General features: G+C 61.5%; 19 protein-coding genes and 1 tRNA gene. 11 read left to right on the top strand and 9 right to left on the bottom strand.

The genetic code is table 11. The features are described from left to right. The first annotated feature begins 374 nt into the window (after positions 1–374). Positions 375–1,817, top strand: coding sequence for a magnesium transporter (gene mgtE / locus ACF8E5_RS10230; protein ID WP_058605568.1), 1,443 nt, complete (start codon positions 375–377; stop codon positions 1,815–1,817). A 130-nt stretch (positions 1,818–1,947) separates the two neighbouring features. Here the strand turns inward: mgtE and ACF8E5_RS10225 are convergent, their stop codons facing one another. Next, positions 1,948–2,274 carry an Arc family DNA-binding protein gene (locus tag ACF8E5_RS10225; protein ID WP_027915923.1) on the bottom strand — a complete coding sequence of 109 codons (327 nt, stop codon included), beginning with the start codon at positions 2,272–2,274 and terminating at the stop codon, positions 1,948–1,950. Between the two features lie 343 nt (positions 2,275–2,617). Here ACF8E5_RS10225 and phnN point away from each other — a divergent pair, with 343 nt between their 5' ends. From phnN to ACF8E5_RS10210, 3 genes are all read left to right on the top strand, one after another. Continuing rightward, entirely contained in the window at positions 2,618–3,211 is a 594-nt protein-coding gene (phnN, locus tag ACF8E5_RS10220; RefSeq protein WP_196186013.1) for a phosphonate metabolism protein/1,5-bisphosphokinase (PRPP-forming) PhnN, read from the top strand. Positions 3,212–3,321: 110 nt separating this feature from the next. Next, positions 3,322–3,398: transfer RNA gene (locus ACF8E5_RS10215), tRNA-Arg, on the top strand. 202 nt (positions 3,399–3,600) lie between these two features. After that, a complete protein-coding gene (locus ACF8E5_RS10210; protein WP_392475228.1) occupies positions 3,601–4,599 on the top strand; it encodes a diguanylate cyclase domain-containing protein in 999 nt (332 codons plus the stop codon). A 26-nt stretch (positions 4,600–4,625) separates the two neighbouring features. Here ACF8E5_RS10210 and lpdA read toward each other — a convergent pair whose 3' ends face one another. Genes lpdA through ACF8E5_RS10190 form a run of 4 tightly spaced genes read right to left on the bottom strand, consistent with a single transcriptional unit; the run spans position 4,626 to position 9,572 of the window. Next, positions 4,626–6,005, bottom strand: coding sequence for a dihydrolipoyl dehydrogenase (gene lpdA / locus ACF8E5_RS10205; RefSeq protein WP_196186005.1), 1,380 nt, complete (start codon positions 6,003–6,005; stop codon positions 4,626–4,628). 2 nt (positions 6,006–6,007) lie between these two features. Beyond that, the gene (locus ACF8E5_RS10200) at positions 6,008–7,279 is read right to left on the bottom strand and encodes a dihydrolipoamide acetyltransferase family protein (RefSeq protein ID WP_392475226.1); all 1,272 of its coding nucleotides are present in this window, start codon (positions 7,277–7,279) and stop codon (positions 6,008–6,010) included. Then, positions 7,280–8,338, bottom strand: coding sequence for an alpha-ketoacid dehydrogenase subunit beta (locus ACF8E5_RS10195; protein WP_058637624.1), 1,059 nt, complete (start codon positions 8,336–8,338; stop codon positions 7,280–7,282). It abuts the gene before it with no gap. Position 8,339: 1 nt separating this feature from the next. Further along, positions 8,340–9,572, bottom strand: a complete 1,233-nt coding sequence (locus tag ACF8E5_RS10190; RefSeq protein ID WP_058605562.1) for a 3-methyl-2-oxobutanoate dehydrogenase (2-methylpropanoyl-transferring) subunit alpha — start codon at positions 9,570–9,572, stop codon at positions 8,340–8,342. Between the two features lie 198 nt (positions 9,573–9,770). Between ACF8E5_RS10190 and bkdR the strand changes: the two genes are divergently transcribed. Both bkdR and ACF8E5_RS10180 read left to right on the top strand, forming a co-directional pair. Next, complete coding sequence (gene bkdR, locus ACF8E5_RS10185) at positions 9,771–10,256, top strand: Bkd operon transcriptional regulator BkdR (RefSeq protein WP_023533792.1); 486 nt, start codon at positions 9,771–9,773, stop codon at positions 10,254–10,256. A 165-nt stretch (positions 10,257–10,421) separates the two neighbouring features. Then, positions 10,422–11,759, top strand: coding sequence for an MFS transporter (locus ACF8E5_RS10180; protein ID WP_058637626.1), 1,338 nt, complete (start codon positions 10,422–10,424; stop codon positions 11,757–11,759). A gap of 738 nt (positions 11,760–12,497) precedes the next feature. Here the strand turns inward: ACF8E5_RS10180 and ACF8E5_RS10175 are convergent. The 4 genes from ACF8E5_RS10175 to flgA form a co-directional block, all read right to left on the bottom strand. Then, entirely contained in the window at positions 12,498–13,241 is a 744-nt protein-coding gene (locus ACF8E5_RS10175; RefSeq protein ID WP_078478897.1) for a flagellar brake protein, read from the bottom strand. Between the two features lie 79 nt (positions 13,242–13,320). Then, complete coding sequence (locus tag ACF8E5_RS10170) at positions 13,321–13,788, bottom strand: flagella synthesis protein FlgN (RefSeq protein ID WP_058606142.1); 468 nt, start codon at positions 13,786–13,788, stop codon at positions 13,321–13,323. A gap of 49 nt (positions 13,789–13,837) precedes the next feature. Then, on the bottom strand, positions 13,838–14,152 hold the full coding sequence (gene flgM, locus ACF8E5_RS10165; protein WP_058639147.1) for a flagellar biosynthesis anti-sigma factor FlgM: 315 nt from the start codon (positions 14,150–14,152) through the stop codon (positions 13,838–13,840). Positions 14,153–14,317: 165 nt separating this feature from the next. Further along, positions 14,318–15,067: a flagellar basal body P-ring formation chaperone FlgA gene (gene flgA, locus ACF8E5_RS10160; RefSeq protein WP_078478895.1), complete on the bottom strand. Its 750-nt coding sequence runs from the start codon at positions 15,065–15,067 to the stop codon at positions 14,318–14,320. A 76-nt stretch (positions 15,068–15,143) separates the two neighbouring features. Between flgA and ACF8E5_RS10155 the strand changes: the two genes are divergently transcribed. The 5 genes from ACF8E5_RS10155 to flgD all read left to right on the top strand — a co-directional run bounded on the left by ACF8E5_RS10155 (position 15,144) and on the right by flgD (position 18,799). Then, a complete protein-coding gene (locus ACF8E5_RS10155) occupies positions 15,144–16,073 on the top strand; it encodes a chemotaxis protein CheV (RefSeq protein WP_058606139.1) in 930 nt (309 codons plus the stop codon). A gap of 50 nt (positions 16,074–16,123) precedes the next feature. Further along, positions 16,124–16,951 carry a protein-glutamate O-methyltransferase CheR gene (gene cheR, locus ACF8E5_RS10150; protein WP_058639145.1) on the top strand — a complete coding sequence of 276 codons (828 nt, stop codon included), beginning with the start codon at positions 16,124–16,126 and terminating at the stop codon, positions 16,949–16,951. A gap of 277 nt (positions 16,952–17,228) precedes the next feature. Beyond that, on the top strand, positions 17,229–17,639 hold the full coding sequence (flgB, locus tag ACF8E5_RS10145; protein WP_196186004.1) for a flagellar basal body rod protein FlgB: 411 nt from the start codon (positions 17,229–17,231) through the stop codon (positions 17,637–17,639). A 2-nt stretch (positions 17,640–17,641) separates the two neighbouring features. Next, positions 17,642–18,085 carry a flagellar basal body rod protein FlgC gene (gene flgC, locus ACF8E5_RS10140; RefSeq protein WP_023533977.1) on the top strand — a complete coding sequence of 148 codons (444 nt, stop codon included), beginning with the start codon at positions 17,642–17,644 and terminating at the stop codon, positions 18,083–18,085. 12 nt (positions 18,086–18,097) lie between these two features. Further along, complete coding sequence (gene flgD / locus ACF8E5_RS10135) at positions 18,098–18,799, top strand: flagellar hook assembly protein FlgD (RefSeq protein ID WP_196186003.1); 702 nt, start codon at positions 18,098–18,100, stop codon at positions 18,797–18,799. The last annotated feature ends 17 nt before the right edge of the window (positions 18,800–18,816 follow it).

Raw genomic sequence — 18,816 nt, 5'->3', positions numbered from 1 at the left:
CAATGAGCGGGCTTTTTGTTTTTCCAGCTTTGCGCATTCAATCGCTTACACAGCCACGCCCTAACGCGCAGGCTTTGGTGCTCTGTACCTGCATGCCAGGTGCTTGGCAGGGTGCTCGCACAACCTCGCCCAATGCCATTGCACCGATGGTTTCATGCGTTGTCAGAGCAATGACGCGCAAACGATTGTTATAGCCAAAAATTTAAGCGATCTGTCAGCTTGAGCAGTGTATGATTGCGCCCGTCAGCCCCGCCGGGGCTTGTGGATCACCACCATGGACTTACCCAGTAGTTACTCCCCAAACCGTTTCGTACAGATAGATCTAATCGATTGATTCCCCCGGCGTGCTCCGCGGCTGGGAGTGGAGTTCGCCTATGACGGAAGTAGAAGTAAAGAAAGCGCAAGAAAGCCTCCAGGATCGTCTGTCCCAGGTCGTCGACCTGCTTCAGCGCCAGCGCCTGGTTGAAGATGTCACGCACCGCCAGGAAGGTGCACACAACGACTTGGTAGAAAACCTCGTCCACCGGCAGAATCTTGTCGAGTTGCAGCGCAAGCTCGATGATCTGCACCCCGCCGATATCGCCTACATCCTCGAAGCCTTGCCCCTCGAAGACCGCTTGACGGTCTGGCAGCTGGTGCGCTCGGATCGTGACGGCGACATTCTGCTTGAAGTGTCAGACGCCGTGCGCCAGTCCCTGATCGCCGATATGGACGATCACGAGCTGCTTGCCGCTGCCAAGGAAATGGACGCCGACGAACTGGCCGACCTGGCGCCTGAGTTGCCACGGGACGTGGTTCATGAGCTGATGGAGACCCTCGATGCTCAGCAACGCGAGCGCGTACGCTCCGCGCTGAGCTATGACGAGGAACAAGTCGGCGCACTGATGGACTTCGAGATGGTGACCATCCGTGAAGACGTCAGCCTGGAAGTGGTATTGCGTTACCTGCGCCGCCTCAAGGAATTGCCCAACCACACCGACAAGCTGTTCGTGGTCGATCACGATGGCATTCTCAAGGGTGTGTTGCCGATCAAGCGCCTGCTGGTCAACGACCCGGACAAGCAAGTGGCCGACGTCATGGCCACCGATCCCGTGTCCTTCCATCCCGACGAAGACGCCTACGACGCGGCTCAGGCCTTCGAGCGGTACGACCTGGTATCGGCACCAGTCGTGGACAAGAGCGATCGGCTCATCGGGCGTCTGACCATCGACGAAATGGTCGACCTGATTCGCGAAGAGAGTGAGACCGAAGTGCTGAACATGGCGGGTCTGCGCGAAGAAGAGGACATCTTCGCGTCGGTCTGGCGCTCGCTGCGCAACCGTTGGGCATGGCTGGCCGTAAACCTGATTACCGCTTTCGTCGCATCCCGGGTCATCGGCTTGTTCGAAGGGTCCATCGAAAAGCTGGTTGCCCTGGCCGCGCTGATGCCGATCGTGGCGGGCATCGGTGGCAACTCCGGCAACCAGACCATCACCATGATCGTGCGCGCCATGGCCCTTGACCAGGTATCCCCAGGCAATACCTCCCGACTGATGCGCAAGGAGCTGGCGGTGTCCTTGATCAACGGGTTGATCTGGGGTGGCGTCATCGGCGCGGTGGCCTTCTGGCTTTATGGCAGCTGGTCGCTTGGCCTGGTAATGACGGCCGCGATGACCTTGAACCTGCTGCTCGCGGCCCTGATGGGCGTGCTGATACCGATGACGCTGACGCGCCTGGGGCGCGACCCGGCAATGGGGTCGAGCGTGATGATCACCGCAGTTACCGACAGCGGCGGCTTTTTCATCTTCCTGGGGCTCGCCACCGTGTTCTTGCTCTAACGGCTCGGGGCGTTACGCCGTGCGTGACGTCCGGTTGTCTGGATGATAAAGGCAACGAAGAGGCCGCCATTTCAAAACCAAAAAAGCCAGCATCAGCTGGCTTTTTTGTGAATGGCAGCAAAGGTTTGCGTCAGGAAGCGTCAGCAGCCATTTCCACGTCATGGGCAATCAGGGCAACCAGCGCATTCTGCTGACGATGGGACAGCTGGCGGAAGCGCTGCAGCAGCTCGCGTTCGTGCAATGACAGTTCAGGGCTGTCCAGGCGCATGCTCAATTCCTCACCCAGGGCACCTTCCTGGATAAGGCTCTGTTCCAGGCGTGCAATGATCTCCGAGTTCATGCTGCGGTGGTGGTTGCGTGCTACCTCGGCGATGCGCTCACGCATCCCGTCTGGCAGGCGAACGACGAACTTGTCAGCAGTGCGGCTCGAATAAATAGCCTGTTTCATTGGGCGCATATAAATTGACCAGATTTTGGTTCAGGGGAAGCGGTTCTCAAATTGGCCGCGCGGGGTGGAAATACGACCGCCTTATCGCCAAAATGTTCAACCGGTTGTGCAGATGGACGCTCATCTTGCCTCAATGCTGTCGTTTCCTTGGCGTCAATTCTGTGACAAATAGTGATCTGCATAAAGGCTTTATGCCAGTACCAATTGTCTGAAATGAGCACTGGTTAAAATTTTCACACGTTTAGTGGTGGCCTCAAGTCAGACGTATCCCCGCTAATCCTGCAAAAAACCTGAAACCTGCGCCGAAAGTAGCGTCAAACGCACAGGTTCTTAATCAGAGAGCATAGTGGCAATGCACCATGATGCAAGCTGCGCTTCGCCGCTAAAAGGCAGGCTGATTCTGTTGATCGGACCCTCTGGCGCGGGCAAAGATTCATTGATCGACGCGGCCCGCCCGCAGCTGGCAGCCGCGCATGTCGAAATAGCCCGTCGGGTCATCACGCGCTCGCCTGAAGCCACGGGGGAGGCAGCGGTAGGTGTCAGTGTCGAGCAGTTCGAACGTATGAAGCTGCAAGGCGCATTCGCCATGCATTGGCAGGCCAATGGGTTGCAATACGGTATCCCCCGGCAGGTAGATGAGTGGCTGGAGCAGGGCAGGTCGGTGCTGGTAAACGGCTCGCGCGGCCACCTGGCGCAGGCTCGTACTCGCTACCCTGATTTGCTGGCCATCCGTGTGGACGTCAGTCTCGATATCCTGCGTCAGCGCCTGCAGGCCCGTGGGCGGGAGACCCAAAACGAGATTGACCAGCGTCTGGCTCGGCATGTCAGTCTGAGCGATACGGCCGACGATGCCGCAAGAACGGTGGACAACTCGACTACGCTGTCTTCGGCAGTCGAGGCCTTGCTGGCAGTGTTGCGAGAAGAGTGTGTTATCCAGGCGTACTAGGGCTTCGGAAAAGGTTTACGCTCAAATGGCACTGCAACACATGACAAACGGCCGCACGCTGGTTAACATGCACGCCGTCCCGCTGAGCAGCGCCTGCTGCCAGTTGCAGTGTCTCAGTAGCTCAATTGGATAGAGCATCCCCCTCCTAAGGGGAAGGTTGCAGGTTCAATTCCTGCCTGGGACGCCATTTCCCCCCAGTGCCTCCAGCACTCCCTTCTCCTTCGCTCATCGCCCGTTACAAATCTACGCCTTAAGACGTATTTCAGCCCTACGTCCGTACTCCTATGCTTAGTCCCGTTAACGGTTCACCTCACAAGGCGAGCGCCGTCTTTCTTCACCTCAGCAGCCCTTGGACTTGGGGCGCAGTTGCTGGTTATTCAGGAGATTGCATGAACCAGCACGTCATCCCCGTGCCCACGGGTTTTACCCAAGAGCAGCTTCAGACGCTGTTCGACCTGATCAGCGACGGTATCTGGGATTGGGATGCCAATACGGGTTATGTCTATCGCAACCCCGGCTGGTACCTAATGCTCGGCTATACGCCTCACTCCCAGGAAAACTCGGTACTGACCTGGGAAAGGTTGATCCACCCCGACGATTTCCAGCGTGTCATGGCCCACTTCGATGCCTATGTCCACCAGCGCAACGAGCGTTACCTGGTCGAGTACCGGTGCCGCTGCGCCGACGGCAGCTACCTATGGGTCGAGGACAGTGGATACGTGATCGCACGCAACCCCGATGGCTCGGTGGCACGCATGCTGGGAGCCCATCGCAACATCGACAGCGGCAAGCGGCAACTGGCGCAGCTTGAGCGGCGTAACCAATCGCTGGAATGCCTGGTCGCCGAGCGCACGCGCGAATTGTCCTGGGTAAACGAGCAGCTCCAGCGCCAGCTGGACGAGAACCGCGAGCTTGCCGAGCGGGACTCCCTGACGCGTATCGCCAACCGCTATCGGCTGGAGAGTGTGCTGAGGCAGGAGTGCGAGCGGGCCCAGCGCTTTCGGCAGCCACTGTCGGTCATCGCTATGGACATGGATGATTTCAAGCCGATCAACGACCAATACGGGCATGCGCAGGGCGACGCCGCTTTGATTCGTGTGGCCGAGGCATTGCGATTGCGCCAGCGCACAAGTGACTTGCTGGCCCGTTGGGGAGGTGATGAATTTGTCCTGGTCCTGCCCCAGACGAGCCTGGAGCAAGCCTGCGCCTGCGCCGAACAACTGCGCCAGGTAGTGGCGCAGTTGGAGCCCATTGGCGAGTGTCGATTGACCTTGAGCTACGGCGTAGTGCAGTGGCGCGAAGGCGATGACACCCACAGCCTGCTGGCGCGCGCCGACCAGGCGCTTTACCGGGCCAAGGGCGCAGGCAAGAACGCCGTCGCCCAGTGACCAACGACCCCAGGCCGCGCCAGGGGTCAAATGTGCAGTGCGTGGCCCAGCGCGCGCAGGGCGGCCTCCTGCACCGCCTCGCCCAGGGTCGGATGGGCATGAATCGTGCCCGCCACATCTTCCAGGCGCGCGCCCATTTCCAGCGATTGGGCGAATGCGGTGGACAGTTCAGAGACGGCCACGCCCACCGCTTGCCAACCCAGCACGAGGTGGTTGTCGCGGCGTGCCACCACCCGCACAAACCCCGTCCTGGACTCCAGGCTCATGGCCCGACCGTTGGCGGCAAAGGGAAATTGCGCCACGATGCAGTCCAGCCCTTGCGCCACCGCCTGATCAGGGGTCAGGCCAGCGACGACCACTTCCGGGTCGGTGAAGCACACCGCGGCGATGGCGGCCGGCTCGAAGCGACGTGACTTGCCCGCGATGCGTTCGGCGACCATCTCGCCCTGGGCCATCGCCCGGTGCGCCAGCATGGGCTCGCCCGCCACGTCACCAATGGCCCACACGTTGCGCATGCTGGTCTGGCACTGCGCGTCGATGGCAATCGCCGCCCCATTCATGCGCAGGTCCAGGCATTCGAGGTTCAAGCCTTGGGTGCGCGGGCGCCTGCCAGCCGCTACCAGCACCCTATCGGCGTCAAGGCGCAGGGGCGAGCCTTCGCTGTTCCGGGCCATCAGGGTGCCTTGTTCATAGCCTTCCACCTTGTGATCAAGGTAAACGGCGATGCCCAGCTTTTTCAGCGACTCGACCACGGGGGCGGTGAGCTCGGCGTCGTAGGTGGGCAACACCCGCTCGCGGGCCTCCACCACACTCACCTGCGCACCTAGCTTGCGGTACGCAGTGCCCAGTTCCAAACCGATGTACCCGCCACCGACCACCACCAGATGGCGCGGCACCGTAGCGGGCGTCAGCGCCTCGGTCGATGAAATGACGGCGCCGCCCAGCGGCAGCATGGGCAGCTCGACGCTGCTTGAACCCGTAGCCAGCAATAGGTGCTCGCAGCGGATGCGCTGACCGTCGACTTCCACGTGCTTGCCGTCGAGCAGCTTCGCCCAGCCGTGGATGACCTTGACCCCGTGCTTTTTCAGCAGAGCGGCCACACCAGTGGTCAGTCGGTCGACGATACCGTCTTTCCACGCGACGCTCTGACGGATGTCCAGCTCGGGGGAGGCTACGCGGATGCCCAGTGGGGAGCCCTCGGCAAAACGGGTGGCCTGATGGAACTGCTCGGCCACATGAATCAGCGCCTTTGACGGAATGCAGCCGATGTTCAGGCACGTTCCGCCCAGCGCCTGCCCCTCGACCAGCACTGTGGGGATGCCCAGTTGGCCAGCGCGGATGGCGGCCACGTAGCCGCCGGGGCCGCCGCCGATGATCAGCAGCGTAGTTTCGATGATCGGTTGCATGCTCACTCCACAAACAGGCAGGCGGGTTGTTCCAGCAGGCTTCGCACGGCCTGGATGAACAGTGCGGCGTCCATGCCATCGACTACCCGGTGATCGAACGAGCTGGACAGGTTCATCATCTTGCGCACCATAATCTGACCGTCGACGACCACAGGCCGCTCGACCATGCGGTTGACCCCCACGATGGCCACTTCTGGGGTGTTGACCACCGGCGTGCTGACGATGCCGCCCAGTGCGCCGAGGCTTGTCAGGGTGATGGTTGAGCCCGACAGCTCCTCGCGGCTGGCCTTGTTGGTGCGAGCGGCATTGGCCACCCGTGCGATTTCCGCTGCATTGACCCACAAGGTGCCCGCCTCGGCATGGCGCAGCACTGGCACCATCAGGCCGTTGTCCCCTTGGGTGGCGATGCCGACGTGCACCGCGCCGTGGCGGGTGATGACCTGTGCTTCGTCGTCGTATGTGGCGTTGATCTGCGGAAAGTCACGCAGTGCCACGACCAACGCACGGACCAGAAACGGCAATAGGGTGAGCTTGCCCCGGTCTTGGCCATGCTTGCTGTTGAGCTGCTGGCGCAGCGCTTCGAGGGCAGTGACGTCGATTTCTTCGACATAGCTGAAATGGGCCACGCGACGTTTGGCGTCCTGCATGCGCTGGGCGATCTTGCGCCGCAGGCCGATTACCGGGACTTGCTCGCTGTCGGTGCGCTTGGCGTAGCCGCTGGGGGCCTGCTCACCGGCGCGTTGAGGCTGGCTGAGGAAGGCATCGAGGTCTTCATGCAGGATGCGCCCGGCAGGGCCGCTCCCGTGCACGTAACGCAATTCAATGCCAGCATCCAGCGCGCGCTTGCGCACGGCGGGCGAGGCGAGGGGTTTATCGCTGGCCTGGCGTGGAGCCAGCGGTGCGGCCGGGCGGCTGGCCGGGGGCGTCAAGGCGGCCGGCACGGGTTGTTCCTGTACTGCCTGCTTGGGTGCTTGGCTGGCAGGCGGAGTTTCGGCCGCCTTGGCTTGCGGGGCATCCACATGGTTGCCGTTGCCTTCGACCTCGATGCGGATCAGCTCGCTGCCGACCGACATCACTTCCCCAGGCTGGCCGCCCAGGGCCATGACCTTGCCGCTGACCGGGGAGGGGATCTCCACCGTCGCCTTGTCGGTCATGACATCGGCCACGACCTGGTCTTCGGCGATCAGGTCACCTACCTTGACGAACCACTCGACCAATTCGACCTGCGCGATGCCTTCGCCAATGTCCGGCATTTTGATGACATGCGTGCCCATTCAGACCTCCATGACCTTTTTCAATGCCCCACCCACCCGCGATGGCCCTGGGAAATACGCCCACTCCTGTGCATGGGGATAGGGCGTGTCCCAACCCGTGACGCGCTCGATGGGCGCTTCCAGATGGTGGAAGCAATGCTCCTGCACCAGCGCGACCAGTTCGGCGCCGAACCCGCAGGTTCGCGTGGCCTCATGCACCACCACGCAGCGCCCGGTCTTCTTCACCGACGCGACGATGGTTTCCAGGTCAAGCGGCCACAGGCTGCGCAGGTCGATCACCTCGGCATCGACGCCCGTCTCTTCGGCCGCGACCTGGGCGACATAAACCGTTGTGCCATAGGTGAGGACCGTGACGTCGTTGCCGGGCCGGGTCACCACTGCCTTGTCCAGCGGTACGGTGTAATAACCGTCGGGCACGGCGCTTTGCGGATGCTTGGACCATGGCGTCACGGGGCGGTCGTGGTGGCCATCGAAGGGGCCGTTGTACAGGCGTTTGGGCTCAAGGAAGATGACCGGGTCATCGCATTCGATCGAGGCAATGAGCAGGCCCTTGGCGTCATAGGGGTTGGACGGCATGACCGTGCGCAGCCCGCACACCTGGGTGAACATTGCTTCCGGGCTCTGGCTATGGGTCTGGCCTCCATAAATGCCCCCGCCGCAGGGCATGCGCAGGGTCAGCGGCGAGATGAATTCGCCAGCGGAGCGGTAACGCAGTCGCGCCATTTCCGACACGATCTGGTCCGAGGCTGGGTAGAAATAGTCGGCGAACTGGATCTCCACCACCGGCCGCAAGCCGTAGGCACCCATGCCCACGGCCGTGCCGACGATGCCGCTTTCGGAAATCGGGGCATCGAACACCCGTGATTTGCCGTACTTGTTCTGCAGGCCTTCGGTGCAGCGGAAGACGCCGCCAAAGTATCCGACGTCCTGACCATACACGACCACGTTGTCGTCGCGCTCGAGCATGATGTCCATGGCCGAGCGCAGGGCCTGGATCATGGTCATGGTGGTGGTGGCCATGGCGGTTTCCGGGTTGATGCTGCTGTTGTGATCGTTCATTTCAGACCCCCAGTTCCTGACGTTGGCGACGCAGGTGGTCCGGCATTTCCTTGTACACGTCCTCGAACATCGAAGCGGCACTGGGAATGTGTCCGTTGGCGAGGGTGCCGTACTGCTCGGCTTCCTTCTGCGCGGCGACCACGGCAGCCTCGAATTCGGCCGTGGTGGCCTGGTGTTCTTCTTCGGACCAATGGCCGATCTTGATCAGGTGCTGCTTCAGGCGAGCGATCGGGTCGCCCAGCGGGAAGTGGCTCCAGTCGTCCGCTGGGCGGTACTTGGACGGATCATCGGACGTGGAATGCGGGCCAGCACGGTAGGTGACCCACTCGATCAGGCTGGGGCCAAGGCCGCGGCGTGCGCGTTCGGCTGCCCAGCGCGAGGCCGCGTAGACGGCCACGAAATCGTTGCCGTCCACGCGCAACGAGGCGATGCCACAGCCCACGCCGCGGCCGGCGAAGGTGGTGGACTCGCCGCCGGCGATGGCCTGGAACGTGGAAATCGCCCACTGGTTGTTGACCACGTTGAGGATGACCGGGGCGCGGTAGACGTGGGCGAAGGTGAGGGCGGTATGGAAGTCCGACTCAGCGGTGGCACCATCGCCGATCCAGGCCGAGGCGATCTTGGTATCGCCCTTGATGGCCGAGGCCATGGCCCAGCCCACCGCTTGCACGAACTGGGTCGCCAGGTTGCCGCTGATGGTGAAAAAGCCCGCCTCGCGTACCGAATACATGATCGGCAACTGGCGACCCTTGAGCGGGTCGCGCTCGTTGGAGAGCAGTTGGCAGATCATGTCCACCAGCGAAACGTCACGGGCGATCAGGATGCTTTGCTGGCGGTAGGTCGGGAAGCACATGTCGGTGCGGTTCAGCGCCAGGGCCTGGGCGCTGCCGATGGCTTCCTCGCCCAGGCTCTGCATGTAGAACGACATCTTCTTCTGGCGCTGGGCGACGACCATGCGGCTGTCGAAGATGCGGGTCTTGAGCATGGCACGCATGCCTTGGCGCAGTATCTGCGGGTCTATGTCCTCGGCCCAGGGGCCCTGGGCATTGCCCTGTTCATCCAGCACGCGCACCAGGCTGCCGGACAAGTCGGCGGTGTCGGCGGCTTCTACGTCGATGGGTGGTTTACGGACCTGGCCTGCGTCGTTCAAGCGCAGGTAGGAAAAATCGGTCTGGCAGCCTGGCCGGCCGGTAGGCTCGGGCACATGCAGGCGCAGGGGGGCGTACTCGTTCATGCTGTTTACGCTCGCTCGGGTATTTGTTTTTGTGAGCTTTGAAGCGGTCGCCGCTGACTGCCGGCTTGTGACCAGCAGGTCAGCGTTAGCTACATGTTAGTTGCCCTGGCGCAGAATATTTCTCTCTAGTTGATTGCCTTTGGTAAGCAGGCCAGATAAACATTCCCCATAAACACAATAAACCGGTGATTTTGTCTCATGCGCAAACTCGATCGTACTGACATCGGCATTCTCAACAGCCTTCAGGAAAACGCCCGCATCACCAACGCCGAGCTGGCACGTTCGGTCAACCTGTCGCCTACGCCCTGTTTCAACCGAGTGCGGGCCATGGAAGAGCTGGGCGTCATTCGCCAGCAGGTCACGCTGTTGTCGCCCGAGGTGCTGGGCCTGGATGTGAACGTATTCATCCATGTGAGCCTGGAAAAACAGATCGAGCAGGCACTGCACCGCTTCGAGGAAGAGATCGCCGAGCGGCCCGAGGTCATGGAGTGCTACCTGATGACCGGTGACCCGGACTACCTGCTGCGCGTGCTACTGCCCAGTATCCAGGCGCTGGAGCGGTTTCTGGATTACCTGACCCGCCTGCCGGGCGTTGCCAACATTCGCTCCAGTTTCGCGCTCAAGCAGGTGCGCTACAAAACGGCGTTGCCATTGCCGGCAAACGGGATGACCTTGCGCGAATGACTGCTGTCCAAGCTCGTCGACGCCCTGTGGCCTGGCCTGATCCATTTTTTACCTGGCCATGGGCAAGGGACCATTCGATTTTGCAGCACGGGGCCTGCAACGCTTGGCGTTAGCCTTTATTCTGCACCTACAACTGCCAGCTCAACCCGGGAGCCGAAGGGATTTATGCGCACTATCTGGAAGCCGTTTCAGTCGTTGTATTTCGCTGCACTGATGATGCTGATCGGCTCGGGCCTGCTCAGTACCTACCTGGCGCTGCGCCTGGCTGCCGACAACGTCGATAGCCTGTGGGTCGGTGCCTTGATGGCGGCCAACTACTTCGGCCTGGCCGTGGGCGGCAAGGTCGGCCACCGGCTCATCGGCCGAGTAGGGCACATACGTGCCTATGCCACCTGCGCCGGTATTGTCGGCGCCGCCGTGCTCGGGCACGGCCTGACCAACTGGCTGCCGGCCTGGGTCGGGCTGCGGATGATCGTAGGCCTGGGCATGATGTGCCAGTACATGGTCATCGAAAGCTGGCTCAACGAGCAGGCGGACGTGAAGTACCGCGGCGCCGTATTCAGCGGGTACATGATCGCGTCCTACCTGGGCCTGGTGTTGGGTCAGCTGATACTGGTGGTGCACCCTGAGCTGGGGCTTGAGCTGCTGATGCTGGTCGCGATGTGCTTCGCCCTGTGCCTGGTGCCGGTGGCCATGACCCGCCGCATCCACCCCGCGCCACTGCGTCCGGCACCCATGGAGCCCAAGTTCTTCATCAAGCGCGTGCCGCAGTCGCTCAGTACGGTGCTGGGTTCCGGGCTGATCGTCGGCTCGTTCTACGGCCTTGCTCCGCTGTATGCCGCCAGCCAGGGTCTTAGCACCGAGCAGATCGGTCTGTTCATGGGCTGCTGCATTTTTGCAGGGCTGGTGGTTCAGTGGCCGCTGGGCTGGTTGTCGGACCGTTACGACCGTGCGGTGTTGATTCGCAGTGTCGCAGGGGGGCTGGCCGTGGCCGCCGCGCCGTTGGCGATCCTGCCCGACGTGCCGCTGGAGTTGCTGTTCGCCATGGGCTTTGTGGTATCGCTGTTGCAGTTCAGCCTGTACCCGCTGGCCGTGGCTTTTTCCAACGACCACGTGGAGAGCGAGCGCCGCGTTTCGCTGACTGCCATGCTGTTGGTGACTTACGGCGTGGGGGCGTGCATCGGGCCCCTGGCGGCTGGCGTGCTGATGAAAGTGCTGGGCGTGCAGATGTTGTACGCCTTCTTCGTGTTCTTTGCCCTGGTACTGGTCTGGCGCATCCGTCCAAAAGCTGTCACCGGCTTGCACCAGGTCCAGGATGCCCCCCTGGGCCACGTCGCCATGCCCGCCGCCGGCTCGCCCCTGTCGGCAGCGCTGGACCCGCGTGTGGATGAGCAGACCGTGCAGGATGTGATGCAGACGCCGGTGGCGGCCGAGGACACGGAGGAGGCCGAGAAAGACGGCGAACCGCCGCTGGAGGAGGTGCAGGGGAATAAGCCGGCTTGAGTGTGGCCGTCACGCGCGTTGGAGCACGTGGAGCGTTACGTGTGCCAGGCGGTGCAATCCCGCCCCGGTAATTTCTGTGTTTCCGCCTATCGGCTGGGGCCGCTGCGCGGCCCATCGCGGCACGAGGCCGCTCCTACCCGGAAATCGGCTAGCCTTCAGAGGCGGCGCTAGGCCGTTTAGTTCTGCAAAGGCCAGGCCTCCGCTGTCTCAGCCAATACAGGACCAAGGTAGATACCGTCTGGATCCTCACCTCGTAAGTGCGATTTGAGGATCAAGACGAGGGTATGTGTGATTTTGGAAGTTTGGGCAGCAACTTGAGCACCAAGGCAGAGACATGGGCTGTGTTGGTCTTGCTTCTAAGCGCACGGTAGCCCAGGCGCCGCAGATCGCGACTTCAGGAGGCCGAGCGCAGGGCTTGCGAAGGGAGGTGACAGGCATGGATGCCTGTCAAGCGCTGGGCCCCAGGATGGGGCCTGCAGCGCGGTCCTCCCGGGAGCAAGCCCGGAACGAGGGAACCCCGGAGCGCAGCGCAGGGGCCGGATGATAGGAGCAGGCGGTTTTTGCTCACTTTTTGACAAGACAAAAAGTGAGCCGCCGTAAGGGCGGAAAGGTGATTGTGCGCCACCCTCGCCAGTGAATACCTACACGGGTCCAAACGCCCAAACAATTCCTTCAAAACTACGTGATAGCACCCAAGCTGCTGAAAGGCCGCAACAGCCCTCCCGCCCATTGTAAAAATCAATAATCGTCCTTATCAAACCGCCGCGCTTCACGCTGCAGCTGATACACAAAACTCTCCACCTTGCGCTGGGCAGGCCCACTGAGGTTATGAAAGCGAACCCCAGCAAACGTGGTATTGATCCGCTCTTCATAATGCAGATGGCGCAACTCGACCATGGTATCCACCAACCCAAGCGGTGCGCCGGCCTTGAAGCGTTCATACACCTGACCCAACTGCAGGCGATCCTCGACATTCCCATCAAAGCGCAGCTTGCACCCGGTAGCCGAAATATCCAGCAGTTTGCCACGCAAGGCACCGTTGCCCTTGAGGTGCGTGCCATCGAGCATGATGTCTACCAGCTGCGACAGCTTCAGCGCGGCACGAAATGCGTTGCGGCGCTGGTGATAGGTCATCTCCAACGGCAGCCCGCCACGGTAGCAGCGATGACCGTCCACTTCGCTGATGCGCAGGCCGTGGGTGCATTCCCAGGCAATGCGCACACCGTCGTGGAAGCCTTCCACCCGGAAATGCTCGCCGTTTTCGATGAACTTCTCACCGTCACGGGGGATCAGCTCGTCAAGCGCCAGCACATTGTTTTCCCGATCCACGTCCACCACGTAACTCTGGAAGCGATGGCCTCGGTCATGGAAAGTGATGATCAGGGGGTCGTGGCTTTCCTGGAGCTGCCGTAAATTGGCCGCAATTTCCAAGGGTGTGCTCAGCACCTTGGGCGGTTGCGGGGCATCGGATTCATTGAACACGGCTTGACGTTCTCCAGGCAAAAGCGACACAGGCAATTAACAGCATTTTGCCAGTATGTGCGGTGCCTTGATAGGGAAATCACACTTGGCTGAGGGCGCGCGGCTTGGTCAGGGGTGAGGTGCTGCCACGGCTGTTGTAGAGCGACGGCGAGTCGCCGCCCATGAGGATGCGGACCTGATTATTGGTGACCTGTTGCTGGACCTGAATGATACGGCCATTGGTCGAGTTGACCTGCTGACAGGCGTCCATCAGCTGCGCCAGCGTATCGAGTCGCTCCAGCATCACGTCACCGTGGGGCGATTGCGCCGCCACCGCCTGTACGCCGGCGCGGTCTGCGCTCAGGCCCAGGTCGCTCAGCAACTGGCCACGGCGCTGGCCGTGTTGTTCGAGCAGAATGATCAGCGACTGTTTGCGCGCCAGGATCTGCTCAAGCAACTGCATGTCGCGACCGTGCAGCGCGACAGCCTCGTTCTGAAGCAGCTCCAGTAGCTCCTGCATCGGAGCGATGTCTTGTTCGATCAATTGCAGCAGGGTGGTGTCGTGCATGGCTAACTCCCGGTTTTCAAGCGTCCATTGAAGTCAGCGCACCCGACGGTCAACGCTGTGCTTCGAAATCGAGCAGCTTGCTGGCGACACGGCCGGCATCGACCTTGTAGCTGCCATCGGCAATGGCCTGTTTGAGCTGGGCTACCTTGGCGCTGTTGACGACGGGTTCATCGCGCAGCTTGTCGCTGATCTTTTGCAACTGCTGGGCCTCTGGGCTTAGGTGCACGGCTTCTCCGCTTGCACCCGTGCCCTTTACTGTTTCCTGGCTGGCAGCCGGCTTTTCAGTGCTGCCAGGGGCATTGCTGCCGCGTACACCGCCGGTGACGGCCGGGGAATTATTCAAACGACTGAAGTCGATGACCATGATCAGAAAACCTCTGGGTTTATGGACGCTTGCCTTGTTTTCGGCCAACTCACGATAAACTTTAGGCACAAATGCGTGACTGTCTTGAGCGACAGCCTGTTACCCGTTTTCTGACACAGTCTAAAAAAAGCGGTTCCCCGGCGCCAGCGGCTTCCGCCCGCTGGCCTACATGCTCACCTCGACCTGGCCCGGGCCCGTCACCATGGCCTTGACCACGCGTTTGGAATTGAGATTGCGCACCCGAATCTGCTCGCTGATGCCGCCTTTGCTCAGCGCCTCGCCAGGCATGCGCACGCTCAACGTGCCACTGCGGGCAACGATCACCACATGATCGCCCTTGCGCACCACCTCCGCCTGCTCCAGGTGTTGAGGCGTCAGCACCTGATCCATCACCGTCGGGCGCAGCATCTTCATCCCGACCGCCTGGCCCACATCGGTCAGAAACCCTTGGCCCAGCGTGCCGACGTCCCGCTCGCGCAGGGCCACATCGCCTTCGCTCACCACGTTGTCCCGTCGCAGCGGGCGGGTGACCACGACCACCTCGCGGAACAAGCGAACGGTGGCGGGCACGAAAACGGTCCAGGGCGCCGCGCCGTCGCAACGTACACGCACCGTCACCCGCCCCAGCGGCACGCTCGGGCTTTCCAGCGAAGCGTCGAGCGCCTGGCTGCACAAGGGCATGCGCAACCTTGGGTCCAACGGGTTCACCTGGATCTCGTAGCGGCCGGCCGTTTGGGTCGTGGCGAGATAATCTTCGACGGTGAACTCAAGAAACCCTTGGGTGACACCGATAAGCTGTTCAGGCATGGTGAACGCGTCCGCCCAGGTGCGAACCGGTACCAGCAGGCACAATGCGGCCAGCAAGCCAGCCAGCAGGCGCGTCAATCGTCGGGAAACTGTCGTTTTCATGTACATGGCGCTCAAAAAAGCAAAGCCCGTGCCGACTTCTTGAGTAAGTGGCAACGAATGGCTGACAGGTAAGGAGTTCGGCATGGCGGGGGTTATGGATTCGGTCAACCAGCGCACACAGCTGGTAGGGCAGAATCGCCTGGAACTGCTGCTGTTCCGCCTCAACGGCGAACAGCTTTATGGCATCAACGTTTTCAAGGTCAGGGAAGTGCTGCAATGCCCTGCGCTGACCATACTGCCCAAGGCGCACCCGGTGGTGCGCGGCGTCGCCAACATCCGCGGGGCGACGATTCCGATCCTTGACCTGTCGATGGCCACCGGCCTGCGCCCGTTGCAGGAAGACACGCGCAGCAGTTTCGTGATCATTACCGAGTACAACACCAAGACTCAGGGCTTTCTGGTGCATTCGGTCGAGCGCATCGTCAACATGAACTGGGAAGAAATCCACCCGCCACCCAAGGGGACCGGCCGCGATCATTACCTGACGGCAGTCACGCGGGTGGACAACCGTATGGTCGAGATCATCGACGTGGAGAAGGTGCTGGCCGAGGTCGCGCCGTCTTCGGAGGCGGTGTCGGCGGGGGTGGTGGACGCCGAGGTGCAGGACAAGGCCGTGATGCTGCGGGTGTTGACCGTCGACGATTCGTCGGTGGCACGCAAGCAGGTCAGCCGTTGCCTGCAGACGGTTGGGGTCGAGGTGGTGGCCCTCAATGACGGCCGCCAGGCCTTGAACTACCTTCGCCAATTGGTGGACGAAGGCAAGAAGCCTGAAGAAGAGTTTCTGATGATGATTTCCGACATTGAAATGCCGGAAATGGATGGCTATACCCTGACGGCGGAAATTCGCAGCGACCCGCGCATGCAAAAGCTGCACATCTGCCTGCATACTTCACTGTCCGGGGTGTTCAACCAGGCGATGGTCAAGAAAGTGGGCGCCGATGATTTCCTGGCCAAGTTCCGGCCGGATGATCTGGCCCAGCGCGTGGTTGACCGAATCAAGGCAGCACATTGAAAGGCGCCGGGGTTCGCCCCGGCCACAGTGATTGAAAAGAGGCGGCAGCAGTGTCTACGGGTAATTTGGATTTCGAACAGTTCCGGGTCTTTCTGGAAAAAGCCTGTGGCATCTTGCTGGGCGAAAATAAGCAGTACCTGGTGTCCAGCCGCCTCAACAAATTGATGGAGCAGCAGGGCATCAAGAGCCTGGGCGAGCTGGTGCAACGCATCCAGGCCCAGCCGCGGGGCGGCCTGCGCGAGCAGGTGGTCGATGCCATGACCACCAACGAAACCCTGTGGTTTCGCGATACCTACCCGTTCGAGGTGCTCAAGAACAAGGTCCTCCCTGAGTTCATCCGCAACAACCCCGGCCAGCGCCTGCGCATGTGGTCGGCGGCGTGCTCTTCGGGCCAGGAGCCGTACTCCATCTCCATGGCCATCGACGAGTTCGAACGCAGCAACCTGGGCCAGCTGAAAATGGGCGCGCAGATCGTCGCCACCGACCTGTCGGGCACCATGCTCAACAACTGCAAGACTGGCGAGTACGACAGCTTGGCGATCGCCCGCGGCTTGTCGGCCGAGCGCCTGCAGCGCTACTTCGACCCCAAGGGGCCGGGGCGCTGGGCGATCAAGCCGGCGATTCGCAACCGGGTGGAGTTTCGCTCGTTCAACTTGCTCGACAGCTATGCAAGCCTGGGCAAGTTCGACATCGTGTTCTGCCGCAACGTGTTGATCTACTTCTCGGCTCAGGTGAAGAAAGACATCCTGCTGCGCATTCACAGCACCCTCAAGCCAGGCGGGTACCTGTTCCTGGGCGCATCCGAGGCCCTCAACGGCCTGCCGGACCATTACCAGATGGTGCAGTGTAGCCCGGGCATCATCTACCAGGCCAAATAGGCCCATGCCGTATGTGCCGCTGACAGTGCGACGCCTTGTCAGCGGCCTTCAATGAGTTGGCCCTGCCGCTGACGTCAATTTTTTGTTTTGCCGCTCATGTGCTCATATTTTTGCCGCTTGTGGCCATTGGGCCGCGTGCGGTTTGCCGCTTTTCTGGCATAGCGCCCCTCTGAACAGGGCTGCAAGGCCTTGAATACGGGCTTTGCCGATGTTGGCACAAGCCTTGCTAAAACCTTCGGCAACGACATTCTGGTCAACCGCTGAAGGTTTCCCCGACATGAGCATCAGCTTCGACAAGGCGCTTGGTATCCATGAGAAGGCCCTGGGCTTTCGTGCGCAACGCGCCGAAGTGCTGGCCAACAACATTGCCAACGCCGACACCCCCAACTACAAGGCCCGTGATCTGGACTTCGCCTCGGTGCTGGCCGCCGAAAGCGACAAGCAGCGCAACGGCGGCCGCTTCGGCCTGGAGCGCACCAACAGCCGGCACATCGAGGCCGACGGCGTGGCGCTGAGCGACGAAGCCCTCAAGTACCGCACGCCGATGCAGCCTTCGATCGACCAGAACACCGTGGACGCGCAGATCGAGCAGTCGAATTACACCGAAAACGCGATTGGCTTCCAGGCCAGTTTCACGTTGCTCAACAGTAAATTCAAAGGGCTGGTGTCAGCCCTGCGGGGAGAATGACCATGTCCCTTTCCAGCGTCTTTAACATTGCCGGTTCCGGCATGAGCGCGCAGAACACGCGCCTGAACACCGTCGCCTCCAACATTGCCAACGCCGAGACGGTCTCGTCGAGCATCGACCAGACCTACCGCGCTCGCCACCCCGTGTTCGCCACCACGTTCCAGAACACCCAGGCCGGCACCAGCCAGTCGCTGTTCGAGGACCAGGGCGAGGCAGGGCAGGGCGTGCAAGTAACCGGCATCGTCGAGGACCAGAGCAACCTCGAGGCCCGCTACGAGCCTAGCCACCCGGCGGCGAACAAGGACGGCTACGTGTATTACCCCAACGTCAACGTGGTCGAGGAGATGGCTGACATGATCTCGGCCAGCCGCGCGTTCCAGACCAATGCCGAGTTGATGAACACGGCCAAGAGCATGATGCAGAAGGTACTGACCCTGGGTCAGTGATAGGACGCCGACATGACCACCACCAATGCCACAGGCGAAGTCGGTAGTAGCTACCTGAACTCGCTGCAGCGAAAAGAAAGCAAGAACGACGAAAAGACCGGCGCCGCCGGCAGTGCACTGGGCAAAGATGCCTTCCTGCAGCTGCTGGTCACCCAGATGAAGAACCAGAACCCCCTGGACCCGCAGCAGAACGGCGAGTTCGTGGCGCAGTTGGCGCAGTTCAGCAGCTTGGAAGGTATCCAGACCCTGAACAGCTCGGTCGGCTACATCGCCAGTGCGTTCCAGTCGTCCCAGGCCTTGCAGGCGTCGTCGCTGGTCGGACGCAACGTGATCGTGCAGACCGACAAGGCCGTGGTCGACACCAGCAAGGACATGAAGGGCTCGGTGAACCTCACCGGCTCGAGCACCGCCACCTCGGTGGGCGTGTACGACAAGGACGGCAAGCTGGTGCGCACCATCGACCTGGGCAGCCAGGCTGGCGGCAAGGTGGACTTCACCTGGGATGGCAAGGATGACGCCGGTGAGGCCCTGCCGGCCGGCACCTACAGCTTCAAGGCCACCGCCTCGATCAATGGCACGACGACGGCGATGACCACCAACCTGCCGGCCACCGTCACCAGCGTGACCATGGGCACCAACGGCGGCGAAATGTCGCTGAACCTGGCAGGGCTGGGCAGCGTTCCACTTTCCACCATTCAAAGCATCGGCATCTAGGGCCTAGCGCACATTTT

It is taken from the genome of Pseudomonas sp. WSY_20 (genome assembly GCF_043104335.1).
In the GTDB taxonomy this organism is placed as follows: domain Bacteria; phylum Pseudomonadota; class Gammaproteobacteria; order Pseudomonadales; family Pseudomonadaceae; genus Aquipseudomonas; species Aquipseudomonas parafulva_B.
This window is presented reverse-complemented; position numbering and strand designations above follow the sequence as displayed.